This is a genomic window from Neobacillus niacini, from assembly GCF_019749295.1.
Lineage (GTDB): Bacteria > Bacillota > Bacilli > Bacillales > Cytobacillaceae > Neobacillus > Neobacillus niacini_D.
The window spans coordinates 104,199-118,940 of record NZ_JACWFG010000012.1; the positions used below are offsets into that span (position 1 = coordinate 104,199).

General features: G+C 36.8%; 14 protein-coding genes and 1 riboswitch. Of the genes, 6 read left to right on the top strand and 8 right to left on the bottom strand.

Annotation, left to right across the window (positions count from 1 at the left end; translation table 11 throughout):
• Window positions 1–79: 79 nt before the first annotated feature.
• A complete protein-coding gene (locus H0184_RS17375; protein ID WP_221827292.1) occupies window positions 80–1,270 on the top strand; it encodes an MFS transporter in 1,191 nt (396 codons plus the stop codon).
• A gap of 226 nt (window positions 1,271–1,496) precedes the next feature.
• Here H0184_RS17375 and H0184_RS17380 read toward each other — a convergent pair whose 3' ends face one another.
• Complete coding sequence (locus H0184_RS17380; RefSeq protein WP_260631645.1) at window positions 1,497–1,925, bottom strand: DUF4395 domain-containing protein; 429 nt, start codon at window positions 1,923–1,925, stop codon at window positions 1,497–1,499.
• Between the two features lie 154 nt (window positions 1,926–2,079).
• Between H0184_RS17380 and H0184_RS17385 the strand changes: the two genes are divergently transcribed.
• Complete coding sequence (locus tag H0184_RS17385; RefSeq protein WP_221827294.1) at window positions 2,080–2,898, top strand: PRD domain-containing protein; 819 nt, start codon at window positions 2,080–2,082, stop codon at window positions 2,896–2,898.
• A 68-nt stretch (window positions 2,899–2,966) separates the two neighbouring features.
• Here the strand turns inward: H0184_RS17385 and nagE are convergent, their stop codons facing one another.
• Window positions 2,967–4,412, bottom strand: a complete 1,446-nt coding sequence (gene nagE, locus H0184_RS17390; protein ID WP_221827295.1) for an N-acetylglucosamine-specific PTS transporter subunit IIBC — start codon at window positions 4,410–4,412, stop codon at window positions 2,967–2,969.
• A gap of 255 nt (window positions 4,413–4,667) precedes the next feature.
• Window positions 4,668–5,150 carry a PTS sugar transporter subunit IIA gene (locus tag H0184_RS17395; protein WP_221827296.1) on the bottom strand — a complete coding sequence of 161 codons (483 nt, stop codon included), beginning with the start codon at window positions 5,148–5,150 and terminating at the stop codon, window positions 4,668–4,670.
• Window positions 5,151–5,545: 395 nt separating this feature from the next.
• Here H0184_RS17395 and H0184_RS17400 point away from each other — a divergent pair, with 395 nt between their 5' ends.
• The 3 genes from H0184_RS17400 (at window position 5,546) to H0184_RS17410 (ending at window position 8,109) form a co-directional block, all read left to right on the top strand.
• Complete coding sequence (locus H0184_RS17400) at window positions 5,546–7,036, top strand: peptide MFS transporter (protein ID WP_221827297.1); 1,491 nt, start codon at window positions 5,546–5,548, stop codon at window positions 7,034–7,036.
• A gap of 139 nt (window positions 7,037–7,175) precedes the next feature.
• A complete protein-coding gene (locus tag H0184_RS17405; protein ID WP_221827298.1) occupies window positions 7,176–7,655 on the top strand; it encodes a glutathione peroxidase in 480 nt (159 codons plus the stop codon).
• 13 nt (window positions 7,656–7,668) lie between these two features.
• Window positions 7,669–8,109 carry a MarR family winged helix-turn-helix transcriptional regulator gene (locus H0184_RS17410; RefSeq protein WP_221827299.1) on the top strand — a complete coding sequence of 147 codons (441 nt, stop codon included), beginning with the start codon at window positions 7,669–7,671 and terminating at the stop codon, window positions 8,107–8,109.
• Window positions 8,110–8,432: 323 nt separating this feature from the next.
• Here H0184_RS17410 and H0184_RS17415 read toward each other — a convergent pair whose 3' ends face one another.
• A complete protein-coding gene (locus H0184_RS17415; protein WP_221827300.1) occupies window positions 8,433–9,998 on the bottom strand; it encodes a Na+/H+ antiporter NhaC family protein in 1,566 nt (521 codons plus the stop codon).
• Window positions 9,999–10,124: 126 nt separating this feature from the next.
• Window positions 10,125–10,309, bottom strand: a riboswitch (Lysine riboswitch).
• 174 nt (window positions 10,310–10,483) lie between these two features.
• Here H0184_RS17415 and H0184_RS17420 point away from each other — a divergent pair.
• Window positions 10,484–10,783: a hypothetical protein gene (locus H0184_RS17420; RefSeq protein WP_260631646.1), complete on the top strand. Its 300-nt coding sequence runs from the start codon at window positions 10,484–10,486 to the stop codon at window positions 10,781–10,783.
• A gap of 51 nt (window positions 10,784–10,834) precedes the next feature.
• Here the strand turns inward: H0184_RS17420 and H0184_RS17425 are convergent, their stop codons facing one another.
• The 4 genes from H0184_RS17425 to H0184_RS17440 form a co-directional block, all read right to left on the bottom strand.
• The gene (locus H0184_RS17425; protein WP_260631647.1) at window positions 10,835–11,515 is read right to left on the bottom strand and encodes a DUF2294 domain-containing protein; all 681 of its coding nucleotides are present in this window, start codon (window positions 11,513–11,515) and stop codon (window positions 10,835–10,837) included.
• Window positions 11,516–11,657: 142 nt separating this feature from the next.
• Complete coding sequence (locus H0184_RS17430; RefSeq protein WP_221827301.1) at window positions 11,658–12,335, bottom strand: Na-translocating system protein MpsC family protein; 678 nt, start codon at window positions 12,333–12,335, stop codon at window positions 11,658–11,660.
• Window positions 12,336–12,564: 229 nt separating this feature from the next.
• Complete coding sequence (locus H0184_RS17435) at window positions 12,565–13,647, bottom strand: ATP-binding protein (protein WP_221827302.1); 1,083 nt, start codon at window positions 13,645–13,647, stop codon at window positions 12,565–12,567.
• Between the two features lie 235 nt (window positions 13,648–13,882).
• Window positions 13,883–14,719: a TetR/AcrR family transcriptional regulator gene (locus tag H0184_RS17440; RefSeq protein ID WP_221827303.1), complete on the bottom strand. Its 837-nt coding sequence runs from the start codon at window positions 14,717–14,719 to the stop codon at window positions 13,883–13,885.
• Between the last annotated feature and the right edge of the window lie 23 nt (window positions 14,720–14,742).

The window sequence follows — 14,742 nt, forward strand, 5'->3', positions numbered from 1 at the left end:
ACCTATATATGATAGTAAGCAGTGTAAAAAGTTAACACTATTATTAAGTGAGTAACTTTTATGAGAAAGGTGGCTTAATATGACAGGAGATCAAAGAAAAAAAATTACCATGTTGATGATCAACATGTTTATAGCAATTGGGAGTTTTGGAATCATTATTCCTATTTTACCAGCATATTTGGAGTCCATTAATCAAGGCGGAACAGCTGCAGGCCTGTTCATTGCTATCTTTGCCGGAGCTCAGTTCATCTTTTCTCCGATTGCAGGTAAATGGACAGATCAATATGGCCGAAGAAAAATGATTATATACGGACTTGCAGGTTTAACCCTGTCGATGTTTATTTTTTACGCTTCCAACTCAATCTGGGTACTTTATGCTTCTCGTGCAGTCGGCGGAATTGGCTGTGCGATGCTTGTACCAGCAATCTTTGCCTATATCGCTGACATTACAACGATGGAGCAGCGTGCGAAAGGGAACAGCTTAGTTTCCGCTGCTATGTCTCTTGGAATTGTTGTAGGTCCTGGGATTGGCGGTTTCTTAGCAGGTTTCGGCTTGAAATTTCCTATTTTAGTATCAGCACTTGTATCCTTAGTCTCTGTGTTGTTTTCCGTTCTTCTTTTAAAAGAGAGTAAAACAACTCCTATCGGAGCAACAGCAGAAATGCCGCCTGATGAGTCTATGGTACGTAAAATAGCTCGTTCTGTGAAAATGCCTTATTTCATTCCTCTAATTATTACACTTGTTATGAGCTTTGGACTAATTGCATACGAATCGGTTATAGGTTTATACCTTGATAATCAATTCCAATCGTCTGCAAAGGACATTGCGGTTATGGTTACTGCAACCGGAGTTGTCAGTGTTATTGTTCAGCTTTTTGTAGTTGATAAAATTGTAAATCGGTACGGTGAAAAATCTGTTTTGAATGTATTTATTGCCGTAGCTGCCGCTGGATTTTTATTTTCGTTATACGCTTCCAGCTACTCTTTATTCTTTATCATTTCACTTTTTATTTTCCTATCGACTTCTATTCTCCGTCCGGTGTTGAATACGTTGATTTCAAAGCTTGCAGGAAACGAACAGGGCTTTGCGATGGGGATGAATAATGCTTATATGAGTATTGGTAACGTCCTTGGTCCAACACTTGCAGGATTACTATATGACGTTAAAATTACCTATCCATTTATATTAGGATTTGTATTATTAGTTATTACACTTTTCATTACCTTTACATGGCAAAAACGATCACTAAAAGCAAAAGCGGTTATATAAGGCTGTGTTAAACTGGGCTGTTGATTTACGCTCCTGGCGCTACGCTTTCCGCGGGCTCACCCGTGAGCCTCCTCGGTCGTCCCGACCTGCGGGGTCTCACTCAGCTCGTGCATCCCGCAGGAGTCGAGCGCCTTCCGCTCCAATCAACAGGTTCTAAAATCAACAGTTTTTCACTAACACAACCTATAGTAAAAAAACTGATGCAGGATGCCTGCATCAGTTTTTTTCATGATTTAATTGTTCTTCTATATTTATACATCTTCCACTGGTAGTGAATGAAACATCCGATGCAAAATCCGAGGATAGCCACGAAAGCCGCGGTTGCAACTATAATGGCAAACACATACCCCACTGTATTCCAGCCAGCTAGAAAACTTATAAACCCAGCAGTCAGACAAATCACAGCTATTTTTTGATTAAATTGCTGCTGTTCCCAGTCCTCAGGTATATATTCTTCGGGGTGTTTCTTTAGAAAACGCTTTGCGATATTCATGACGGGATTATATTTAAAAACAATTCCTGATATTCCTGCAAGTAATGGGACTATTAAAAACAATCCTTCACCAAAAGTGAGCGTTAATAGAGCACAAATGACAATCACCCATTGGTTTGTTTTCACAAGCGGTCTTGGGATAGAACGTACTTTATCAGACAAGCAAAACCCACCTTTCATATCGGTATTATTGGTGTTTTATCTTATAGTTTACCCGTTTTATGCGGTTTTGTATAGCTTTGTTTTTTAAAAGGTAGACCCATTTTGTTTTAAATTGTAAGATGGAAGTAATAGCGTTACAAGGAGCTGTCGTTTCGTGAAAATAAAAAAAATCCTCAATAACAATGCAGTTGTAGTTATAGACCACAATGAAGAAAAGATAGCAATTGGTGCAGGTATCGCTTTTGAAAAACGGAAAAATGACATCATTAATCCAAATAAAATTGAAAAGCTATTTGTTATGAAGGAAAATGAGAAATTTCAACAGCTCTTGCAGCAAATACCTGAGCAGCATTTTTCTATATCAGAGGAGATTATTTCATATGCAGAAGACCGCCTTGGATTAAAGCTAAACGAACATATCCATATCGGCCTTACTGACCACTTGTCATTTGCCATTGAAAGAGCAACAGATGGAATTCATTTAAAAAATAAGCTTTTTCATGAAATAAAAATTCTTTACAAAAAAGAATTTGATATTGGTATGTGGGCAATCAGACATATCGAAAATAAAACACATGTAAAGATGCCGGTAGATGAAGCGGCTTATATTGCCCTCCATATTCATACATCTAAGCCCCAAAGCGGCGACATGAAACAGACATTAAGGCAGACCGCGATCATTGGTGAAATGATTCAAACTATTAAAGACTCTTTTCAACTATCTATAGAAGAAGATGACCTTTCCTATCAGCGATTAATGACTCATCTTAGGTTTGCTCTATCCAGGATCAATGATGAATCTCAACAAATAATGGATGATGAAATGCTGAACATGCTAAAGAAAAAGTTCGCACTATCCTACAATGTTTCAAAGAAAGTGGCCATGGTTCTTGCGAAAAACCATGGTATACACCTCCCTGAACAAGAATTAGGATACATTACTATTCATATTGAGAGAATTAGAAATCGTTAATTAGAATGATGACGCTAACAAAAAAACCGCTTGAACCAGAGGGTCCAAGCGGTTTTTACTTATCTTATTTATTTTTGCTTACGGATTTTCATGATTTCATCTGCTACGAACTGTACGTTTGTTCCCACAATAACTTGAATACTGTTCTTACCTACTACATTGATTCCAGGAACACCAGTAGATTTAATCTTCTTCTGATCAACAGCACCCATATCTTTAACTTCTAGACGTAATCGTGTTACACAATTATCTACAGATGTTACGTTAGCGTCTCCGCCTAAGCCTTCATAAATCTTAGCAGCCATCGCGGCAAATTTATTACCTGCTGCAACTCCTTCTTCCGTCTCTTCATCAATATCTTCTTCACGACCAGGAGTCATTAAGTTGAATTTTGTTATAATGAAGCGGAATAAGAAATAGTAAATGACTGCAAACACGAGACCTTGAAGAAGCAGCATATATGGCTGATTTGCAATTGGAATTTTTAAGCTTAACACAAAGTCAACTAAACCTGCACTAAAGCCAAATCCTGCTGTCCATTGGAACGTTGCAGCAACTGCCAATGAAATACCTGTTAATACAGCGTGTGTTACATAAAGTGCTGGCGCAACAAACATAAACGCAAATTCAAGAGGTTCTGTTACCCCAGTGAAGAAGGAAGCAACACCTGCAGCCATCATTAAAGCAGCCACTTGTTTTTTCTTAGAAGATTTAGCAGTATGGTACATGGCTAATGCAGCTGCCGGTAAACCAAACATCATAACTGGGAAGAAACCAGCCTGATATCTGCCGGTAATACCCTGCTCACCCTTACTAGCCCAGAAGTTACCAATATCATTAATTCCTGCCACATCAAACCAGAATACGGAGTTTAGGGCATGGTGTAATCCGATTGGAATCAATAGTCTGTTGAAGAAACCATATATACCTGCACCGATGGCACCTAAATCACTAATCCCTTTACCAAAAGAAACAAGTCCAGAGAAAACAACCGGCCAAACAAAGAACATCACTAATGATACTGCTAACATCGCTACAGATGTCATAATAGGGACAAGTCGTTTCCCGCTAAAGAAAGATAAGGCATCTGGTAATTTCACATGACTGAAGCGGTTATACATAATTGCAGCGATAATACCTGAAAGAATTCCCGTAAACTGGGTTCCAATTTTTCCAAAAGCAGCATTTACCTCTTCAGGCGCAACACCTTGAAGCATGGCAACTGAACCTGTTGATAATACAGTAGTAATAACCAAGTAGGCGACCAAGCCGCTTAAGGCAGCTGATCCATCTTTATCTTTGGACATACCTAATGCTACACCAACTGCAAAAAGGATAGCCATATTATCAATTATTGATCCACCTGCTTTAATTAAGAAGGCTGCTACCGGACTGTCAGCACCCCAGCCTGTAGGGTCAATCCAGTACCCTATCCCCATCAATATAGCTGCCGCAGGTAATACAGCTACTGGCAGCATCAAGGAACGACCCAGTCTTTGAAGATATTTCATCATTTTATTTTCCCCCTATCTATTTATAAAAAATAAACCAACTTTCTTGACCGTCTTTTCGTAATCGATGTCTTTTAAAGGTTTCGATCATTTCATTCCCGCCTAAAAAAGAAGCAAAACTAAAATAATAAGTGCTATGTGTAGCATAGAATTCCCAATATCGATACCTTTTAAGCAAAAAGAATACTATTTACGGCCAACATTTTTTCTTTCAACCAGTTTAAAGTCTACCACCCCCTTTAATATAGAATATTAACGTTAAGATGCTGAAATGATTATCGTTTGACCTTGAACTGCTTTTTTCTCATTTGAGAGATTATACTGTTTTGCAGTCTGCTGACTATTCGTTATTACAATTGGAGTTACTATACTTTTTGCGTGTATTTTAATATAGTCCCAATCCACCTCCATTAGAAGCTGTCCGACTGAAATCTTCTCTCCTTCCTTAACTGCTAATGAAAACCCAGTTCCATTTAACGCGACTGTTTCCAGCCCAACATGAATGAGAATTTCTGTGCCATCATCTGCACGAATCCCAACAGCATGTTTTGTGGCGGCGATGAGAATAATAGTTCCATTAACAGGTGCATAGATATTTCCTCCCTCAGGAACCATTGCTACTCCTTCCCCCATCATCTTTTGGCTGAATACAGGATCTGGGACGTCCTCTAACGGAACAATTTCCCCATTAACTGGTGCAACGATTTGTAATTTTGCTTTTTTAAAAAAACCAAATACCATTTGAATTACCCCTTTATATGAAAATAAAAAAAGGCATGGGGGTATAATAAAAGGGCAGCATGTGCCTTTCTATTTACCACCATGCCTGAAATATATCAGTAACATGTGATCGCTATTCACTATTTAATCCTAGCATACCATAAGCTGAGCAAAATACAAGAGAAAGCGTTAACATTTTTACTTATCATTCCTGGACTCTCAAAAAAACATTTTCGCAATAATTTGTTTAATCCAAAAATAGTAATTATTTTAAAAAAACTTTTAATTCATCTATTTACTGCCGTGATTCCTGATATATCAGTATTCATTACTATATAAATCTTAATTACCAAAAATAGTTTTTGACAATTGAAAACAATCGAAAGTATTATAATATAATAAAGGGAGGTAGAATTATGTCGAATTATAATAGGCAGAAAATTGTGGATAGTGTCCCTCAGAAAGGTTTCTTCGGACATCCAAAAGGTTTATTCACACTTTTCTTTACAGAATTCTGGGAGCGTTTCTCTTACTATGGAATGAGAGCTATCCTAGTCTACTATATGTACTACGAGGTCTCAAAAGGCGGTTTAGGGCTCGATGAAAACTTAGCTCTTTCCATTATGTCCATTTATGGATCACTTGTTTATATGTCCGGTATTATTGGAGGCTGGTTAGCTGACAGGATATTCGGTACATCTAAAGCAGTATTCTACGGCGGAGTGCTGATTATGCTCGGTCATATTGTCCTAGCAGTACCAGGCAGCGTAGCAATGTTCTTTGTATCTATGGTATTAATCGTTCTCGGTACAGGTATGTTAAAACCGAATGTTTCAACTGTAGTTGGTGAAATGTACAGTGAAACAGACGACCGTCGTGATGCTGGATTCACCATTTTCTATATGGGGATTAACGCCGGAGCGTTCTTAGCACCGCTAATCGTAGGAAGTGTTATGGATTATAGTTTCCACTTAGGTTTCGGTATCGCAGCTGTCGGTATGTTCCTTGGACTAGTTATGTTTGTATTGACTAAAAAGAAAAATCTTGGTCTTGCAGGTACTACAGTTCCAAACCCTCTTTCAAAAGCTGAAAAGAAAAAAACTTTTACATTCATCGGATTAGGTGTAGTCGTTCTAGCTGTACTATGTGCAATTTTAATTCCAGCAGGACTTTTAACTTTTACTAGCTTTATTAATATCGTTACATTCTTAGGTATTATCATACCAACTATCTATTTCGTTGTTATGTATCGCAGCCCTAAAACTACAACTGTGGAACGTTCACGTATTATTGCTTATATACCATTATTTATTGCAGCTGTTATGTTCTGGTCCATTCAAGAACAAGGCTCAACAATCCTTGCAAGTTATGCAGACAAACGTACTCAATTAGATTGGATGGGACTTGATATTTCTCCAGCATGGTTCCAATCTTTAAATCCTTTATTTATTATCATTTTCGCGCCAATTTTTGCTGGGTTATGGGTTAAATTAGGTAAACGTCAGCCAACAATACCTCAAAAGTTTTCTTTAGCATTATTATTTGCTGGTCTGTCATTCCTAGTTATCCTTCTGCCAGCTTACTTTGGCGGTACAGATTCATTAGTAAGCCCAATGTGGCTGGTTCTTAGTTACTTAATCGTTGTATTTGGCGAATTATGTATTTCACCTGTAGGCTTATCTGCAACAACAAAATTAGCTCCTGCTGCATTCTCAGCACAAACCATGAGTTTATGGTTCTTAGCAAGTGCAGCCGCACAAGCACTTAATGCACAAGTCGTTAAGTTTTATTCTCCTGAGAACGAAATGGCTTACTTTGGTGTTATCGGTGGAGCAGCAATCGTACTAAGCCTTATCCTTTATGTAATAGCTCCGAAAATTCAGGGCTTAATGAAAGGTATTCGATAAATTCCAAAATTAAAGCAGTATTCCATAATTCATGGGATACTGCTTTTTTATTATTACACTTGTTATTCTAAATTAAATCGTGTATGATTAGTTCGTATACGATTTAAATAAAACTTTCACCACACAGGAGGAATTCCAATTGAAAACTGTCTATGATTACAATGTGAAAATGACGAATGGTGAAGAAAAATCCCTTGAGGATTATAAAGGAAAACCTTTAATTATTGTGAATACAGCAAGCAAATGCGGTCTTACACCTCAATTTAAAGGTCTTCAGGAATTATATGAAAATTATAAGGATCAAGGATTGGAAATCTTAGGATTCCCTTGTGACCAATTTAATAACCAGGAATTTGATAATATCGATGAAACCACTCAGTTCTGCCAATTAAACTACGGAGTATCATTTCCAATGTTTTCAAAAGTAGATGTAAATGGAGAAAATGCAGATCCTTTGTTTACCTTTCTTAAGGAACAAAAAAAAGGCTTACTCTCTAAAAATATTAAATGGAATTTCACAAAATTCCTTGTAGACCAGAATGGTCAGGTTGTTGAACGTTATGCACCAACAACAGAACCTGTTAAAATAAAAAATGATTTAGAAAAGCTATTATCTTAATTAGGCGGTTAGCATGGAAGACTTTATGACATTAAAGAAGCAGCTTTGCTTTGCTGTCTATGAAACAGCAGGTGAATTTAATAAATTATACACAAGTGTCCTTCAGCCTTTTGGTTTAACCTATCCCCAATATTTAGTTCTATTAGCTTTATGGGAAAAAGATGGTGTAACATTAAAGGAATTAGGAGCAAAATTGAGTCTAGGGACTGGGACGTTAACTCCTATGATTTCTCGCATGGAAGCAAATGAATGGTTAAGAAAAGAGCGCTCAAAAGAGGACGAAAGAAAGGTTTACATCTACTTGCGGGAGAAGGCTGTCTCACAACGGCAGCCCATTACAAGCAAGGTTGCGGAGGTAATTCTATCCTGTCAGATAGAGCTTGAGGAATATGAACAGTTAATGCAGCAGTTAAGTACTCTGCAGAATAAATTAAAGAGCAACGGCCGACAGTAAGATAAGCGGATATTTTCCGGTTAAATGCTTTATGGAGCTCGTTTCGGGGCAAATAAACGGAGGTTTTCCGCTTATGTAAAGCAAAATCGCCTATTTGCAAATTTGTCGAGTAAATAGACGGAATTTCTCCGTCTATTTATGCCTTTTTTAATTATATTTATTAATTAACCGGAAATTTTCCGTCTATTTATCAGCTCGGATGCTTAACTTGGTCCCCCAACCGATTGAACCTGCAGAATAAATTAATAGAGCAAAGACCTATACAAAAAGCTGTCCAATCACCTGGACAGCTTTTACTTATTCTATATTAATTGGTTACATTCTTAGGGCAGTACCTTCACTTGACGCGGACGACTATACATAAATATAGCAATCAGTATAGCAATAACAATCACCAATGCTAGGAATGAGCTGCCAGTAATTCCAATGATAAGATAACCAATGATTGAAATTCCTGCACAGATTAAAGCATATGGCAGCTGTGTTACTACATGATCAATATGATTAGAACCTGCACCTGTAGAAGACAAAATGGTCGTATCAGAAATCGGGGAGCAATGATCTCCGAATACGGATCCTGCCAGGACAGCCGCCATTGCAGGAAGAATCATGTTTATATCCGTTGCAGCTGCAATATCACCAGCAATCGGAAGAAGAATACCGAAGGAACCCCAAGATGTTCCAGTCGAGAATGCCATAACTCCAGCAATTAGAAACAGAATAAGCGGGAGGTATGATACATTAAAGTTTGAATCTCCTACCAAACCAGCTAAGTATGTTCCTGTTCCCAGCCTGCCAATTAAATCTACGATTGCCCATGCGAAAAGTAAGATATAAATCGCTGGCATCATGGATTTTGTTCCTTCCAGTAATCCCTTACCAAATACACTTGAGCTAACTCCACGCAAAACAACTGCTTGTCGTAAAAACATGACCATTGTGACGATTAGTCCGAACAAACCGCCTAGAACTAATGATTTCGTTACATCCGTATTTTCAAGTATAGATAGTATGGTCGCATTTCCTTCCGTTGCTTGGTATCCAGTCCACACCATCGCACCAATAACACCAGCCACTAATGCAAGAATTGGCCAGATTAGATCACCAACTGACCCCTTACTGCTAGTCGGAAGGTCATCCTTTAATTCGCCAGGTACTGTTTTCATAGGATTAAAGAGAACACCTTCCTTAACAGCCCTCTCTTCATGCAATTTCATGGAACCAATATCAAAGTTTCCAATCGCCACAATAATGACCATTCCAAGCGCTGCCCAAACATAGAAATTCATTGGTACCATTTGCATAAACGCTGAAAATGCACTATATTCAGTTACACCATGTGCCGCCAAAATCGTTCCAATCAGAGCGATAATGTAGGCTCCCCAACTAGAAATCGGTGACACAACACAAACTGGGGCTGAAGTAGAGTCAATGATATAAGCCAGTTTTGCCCTAGATACTTTTTGTCTATCAGTAATTGGCCGTGTAACCTGTCCAACAGCAAGTGCATTGAAATAATCATCTATAAAAATAATAATACCTAACACCGCACCCACTAATTGCGCCCCGGCACGGGTTTTCACACGCTTCATTGCCCATTCTCCAAATGCTCTGCTTCCTCCAGAGATTGAGATGAAGGCTGTAATTACTCCGAGAATTAACAAGAATAATATAATGTATACACTAGATGTATTGAGTGCACCTTCAGAAATAAAAATCCCCTTTGCAGCATCCCAAATGATTGAGAATGTTCTGCTGAGATTGAATTCAGCTAATAAGAGTGCTGAAGCTAGGATACCTGTCGCAAGTGACAAAAGCACTCTCCTAGTTAAGACCACCATCAAAATTGCCAATATCGGCGGTATTAAAGAGTAAATTGTGTTTTCCATTCCATTGTCCTCCTCCTAATAATCGAGGGGGGAACTTGCCATGAAAGAGACTCGGGAGAAAATACAAAAAAGGGCAGCAATAGAGAATTCTATCGCTGCCCTTAATAAGCAACAAGTTTCTCCATCACGATCTGTAGCTCCTCATTATAGATATTTTTATCCATAATGACAGTGTTACTCTTATTCAGAGCAACCCCAGCAAAACAAACATAGACAGGTTTGCATTGCTTCGGCAGTCTTTCCTTTCAGCTGTAATCCTCGTTGTCATCCTCATACAGCTTACTCTTAAAGCCCGCGCCTCTACCCCACCGGAATGATAAGGTTCAATTTAATTTCTATATTACTATATCAAAAAATTATATTTAGTACAATAAGTGTTGACCGAAACCATTTATCCAAATAATTCTAAAGAGGATGACAGAAATACTCATACCCAGCCTGTCTCATGGAAATAGTAACGATATAAAGCAGAAGGAGGTTTACAGATGTTCGACCGAAATAATAATGGTAATAATATGCTGCCCTTTACAAATGTAGATAGCGAATCAACTAGCAGTGTAAAATTAGATGAGGATCAATACGAAGTTTATGTGAATGGCACCTTTATTGGGCGCAAAACACTTAAAACCCAGGGCGAAGATTTATCCGATATAGACGACTTTTTGCGAAATCAAGGATTCAGTGACTTTACAGCGTCCGTTGATGGCGACCATTATACTATTCATGCCAATCAACAAGACAATGACATTTCTAACGCTTTATCTGTTTACTTTAATAATCGGTAAAAATACCATTCTAAGTCTCGGGGAGTCCTTCTTAACGAAAGACTCCCTTACCTAGGAATTTAGAATAAAGGCCATTACCGACTTATCCAGCTTAAAATTCCAGTCTATAAAAATATCCCTTACAGATTTATGAAATATGTCTTCAAACCTGCCATATCGGTGAAAGTAACCTTTCTCCAATTGATCCTTGGTAAATTTAAGCTCGTTTTCAAATCCTTTATCAATTAATGCTTTCTCTATTTGAATAAGAATACCTTTTCTTTCAACTAGGAAAATGGTTGGGGAAATTGGGCAGGTATTGATTTTATCTGGTACTTTTTCTACCAGTAAACTAATCCTGCCCACTTCCAACTCAAATCTTTGGATATCAATATTTGTTTCCACCTTCTGATGTACTTCAGCATCTAAAATAAAAATAAGAATGCCTGAATTATTTGGGAAATTCCAATCATGGTAATATTCTTCCACTTCAACGTCAAAGGTAATTTGTATTACTCCTTTTATTTCATCCAGCAGGTGTGTAATAATTACGTTTCTAGCATGATCTACATACTGGTTCTGTCCGTGCTGTAACATAACATCTTCCATCGGTGATAAAAATCCACCTATATAAGTGACAAGATAATGACTGGATATTGAAGTTTGGCAGCTGCGGGGTCCCCTGCCAAAATTTTTTCTTAACAATTTACTTATGTAACTGCTTATATATTCTTCCTTTTTTAAATCCATCATAAACTTTACTCCTTACTTTCCTTAGTTGGAAGGCGACTGGTATATCTAAATAGTATGTACGAAAGAGTGCTTTGTTAAAATAAAGGCATTAAAAAAACACATTGTATTTAGGAAGTCCTTCATTACAACATGTTCTTTTAAATTAATTCATTATATATAATTTATTAAAGATAAAAACTAGATAATTTCTATTATTTTTGTAATCCCACATCATAAACATATCCTCAATTAAACGATTAAAGAGACCTTCAAATTGTCCTTTATTCTTCCAATATCCGGTTTTGATTTCCCATGCCTGTTGAAGTAATAAGTCGGCATTCCCTTTTTCATAAACTAATCTCTCTAGCGGTAACAACACTTCTTTAGATTCAATTGCACAAATATTTTGAGTGAACTTTATTACTTTTAAGCTAGCAGGTTTTTTATGGTAACTAGACCCAACATTCTCTATTAAGGTAAAAAGATTATTTTCAAAAGTGCTATCTAGATTCTTCTCATGGTCCAATTGAGAATGATCTAACAGAAGAATTCCTGTGTTTTTATCATAATTCCAGTCATGAAAGAAAGAATCAAAGGATATACCCAAAACCTTCGACACTTCCGGTAAGTAATCCTCCGTTACTGCATTAATGATTGAAGTACGAAAATTCACTGCCAATTCTAACTTATCCTGTTTTATTAATACTTCCTCAGCAGGGGTAATAAAATTTCGCATATACACGTAAAATCTATTGCCTTTTAAGATGACATTACAGGTTTCAGGCCCCTTTCCAAAGCTCCGTTTGAGCGATTTGCTGAATGTACTGCTAAGATATACCAAATTTTCATGATTAGGTTTAATACGTACTCCTCCTAACTAAAATAAAAAATGGCCTAACTTCAAAAAGAAGTTAGGCCACGGTTCAGACGACTATTTTAATAGTTTCTTCCATTTACCATACAGTTTACGAGTATTGTTTTTATGTAAAATATAAAGAATGCATAAAACTAATGACTGCAAGACATTAGACTCTCTTATTTTACCATTATTTTCACTATACTGCAATTGTTTATGTAGTGGTCAGTAAGGCAGGCAGTATCACTTCTATACAAGTCCCTTCCGTATTACTGATAATATTAATCTTACCCCGATGCTCTTCAATGATTTCATTGCTAACCAGCATTCCAAGTCCGGTCCCATGTTCTTTTGTTGTAAAAAACGGTTCATTGATACGTTTCAGAGTTTCCAGCGGCATTCCACTGCCTTGATCGATAATTCGAATATGAGCACTCTCATTTAAGCATATTCCTTCAATAATTACTTTTCCACCATTTGGCATTGCTTCAATAGCATTTTTAATATAGTTTATAAACACTTGTTTCAACTGATTTTCGTCCCCTACGATCATTACCTCTAGAGCATGGAAATTTTTTATAACTTCAATATCATTTAGTAATGTTTGTGATTCCATTAGTGTCAGGACCTTGTCTAAAAGCAGGCGTAAATCCAATTCTTGATATTTTATTTTTGTTGGTTTAGCTAGAACCATGAGTTCTTTTAGAATCATTTCAACTCGATTAATTTCCGATTCTACAATCTCAAAGTATGTCGTTTCCCCTTTATATTCGCCCATCAATAATTGCAGGAAACCTTTAATTGCGGTGATTGGGTTTCGAATTTCATGTGCAATCCCTGCAGCCAGTTGACCTGCGGCTGCTTGTTTTTCCGAAAGCAGCTGCCTCTCTCTCTTAATTAGCGTAATATCCTTTAACACCACATAACTCCCCACTACTTCATTATTAAAAAGGATAGGAAAAGTCGTTACATTAACATCAATAATATTTCCAGGTCTCATACTGATTTTAGAATCAAAATTCAAAAGCTGTTCACGCTGTTTATCAATAAAAAACGTTTGAGTATCATTTAACATAGAAGGAATGAAAAGATTACTCAGCTTCATTTTTACTAGATCATTTCTAGAACACTGCAATAGTTCTTCACAGACTTCATTCACATAGATCAGCTGACCTGATATGTTCACGATAAAGAATGGATCAGTTTTTTTTGAAAGGACAGAGAAATCTTTATCAACATTCACATCCACATATATTTCAAGCAGGAAATTTAATCGCTTCATTTCATCGTTATCCATTTTGATACCTCCCCGTTTTCATATAATAAAAAAAGCCAAAATAAGCGTAGATTTTCCTACGACTTATTTTGGCTTAAATTCTAGCGTCTGCATATCTAGAAAATCATTACCGATTAATCATCAAAGTATTTAACATATTATGCGCTAATAAGTAGTATAGAGCATAAATCCCTATATCCACCTTAATAATAAACTATTTTCATAGAATATTCAAACAATAATTCACTTTCTAAAATTACTTCTGATCAAAAAAACTCCCCAGTAAATAAGCAATCCATTTGGTTTGAGGATGGTTACGAATATTTTCTAGCAGCCCCTTAATAATTGCCCGGCCAAAAGTTGGTTCATTCAGCTGCTGTTTTAACAGCACTAAAGATTCCTTTTCTACTGACTCTTCCAACTCTTCTATTTCTTGGTCCAACCTTAAGAGAATTTGTTCTTTTGTTAAATCCTCTAACACCGGCTCTTCAAACGCCATGATCAACCCTTTTGAAATAAAAGGAACAGTGGAGTTTCTTGCCAGTAAATTTGTTTTTTCCACCAGTGATTTTGACAGCAAATCCAGATCTAAAGGTACATTATAAAACAAGAATAATTGAGAATACATACTCATAAAGCCTTTGATGCAAAACACTAAATCATACTTTATTTCTTTAACTTCATCGTCTCCATACAAATGCTCTACCATCGATAGAATACTTTTATCCATTAATCTATCGTAATAACGCATCTTTACGATGAAATCCTCATTAAAAGACCTTGATTGCTCCTTGATTAATATCTTTCCAAAATCAGAATGCTTTTGAAAAGAGTTGAATATCGCATAATAAAAGTTATATAGAAGATTTTCTCCATCTTTTGCACTTCTGACTAGATGGTCAATTTCAGAGGTAAACTGAATCATAAAGTGATCGATTATCTCGATAATTAATTCATCTTTTGACTTAAAAGATAGATAAAAGGCACCTTTAGAAATGCCGCAATGTTCTGTTATCTGCTGGACAGATGTAGCTTCAAACCCTTGCTTAGCAAAGAGTTCAATTGCCTTTTCCATTATTAATTGTTTTTTCATCGTTCATTCTTCACTCCTAGGTT

Bases quoted from the DNA above. Each gene is read 5' to 3' on its own strand.
- H0184_RS17375 (WP_221827292.1), top strand. From the start codon at position 80: ATGACAGGAGATCAAAGAAAAAAAATTACCATGTTGATGATCAACATG.
- H0184_RS17410 (WP_221827299.1), top strand. From the start codon at position 7,669: ATGGAAGACTTTATGACATTAAAGAAGCAGCTTTGCTTTGCTGTCTAT.
- H0184_RS17435 (WP_221827302.1), bottom strand. From the start codon at position 13,647: ATGGATAACGATGAAATGAAGCGATTAAATTTCCTGCTTGAAATATAT.
- H0184_RS17425 (WP_260631647.1), bottom strand. From the start codon at position 11,515: ATGATGGATTTAAAAAAGGAAGAATATATAAGCAGTTACATAAGTAAA.
- H0184_RS17395 (WP_221827296.1), bottom strand. From the start codon at position 5,150: ATGGTATTTGGTTTTTTTAAAAAAGCAAAATTACAAATCGTTGCACCA.
- nagE (WP_221827295.1), bottom strand. From the start codon at position 4,412: ATGATGAAATATCTTCAAAGACTGGGTCGTTCCTTGATGCTGCCAGTA.
- H0184_RS17400 (WP_221827297.1), top strand. From the start codon at position 5,546: ATGTCGAATTATAATAGGCAGAAAATTGTGGATAGTGTCCCTCAGAAA.
- H0184_RS17420 (WP_260631646.1), top strand. From the start codon at position 10,484: ATGTTCGACCGAAATAATAATGGTAATAATATGCTGCCCTTTACAAAT.
- H0184_RS17440 (WP_221827303.1), bottom strand. From the start codon at position 14,719: ATGAAAAAACAATTAATAATGGAAAAGGCAATTGAACTCTTTGCTAAG.
- H0184_RS17415 (WP_221827300.1), bottom strand. From the start codon at position 9,998: ATGGAAAACACAATTTACTCTTTAATACCGCCGATATTGGCAATTTTG.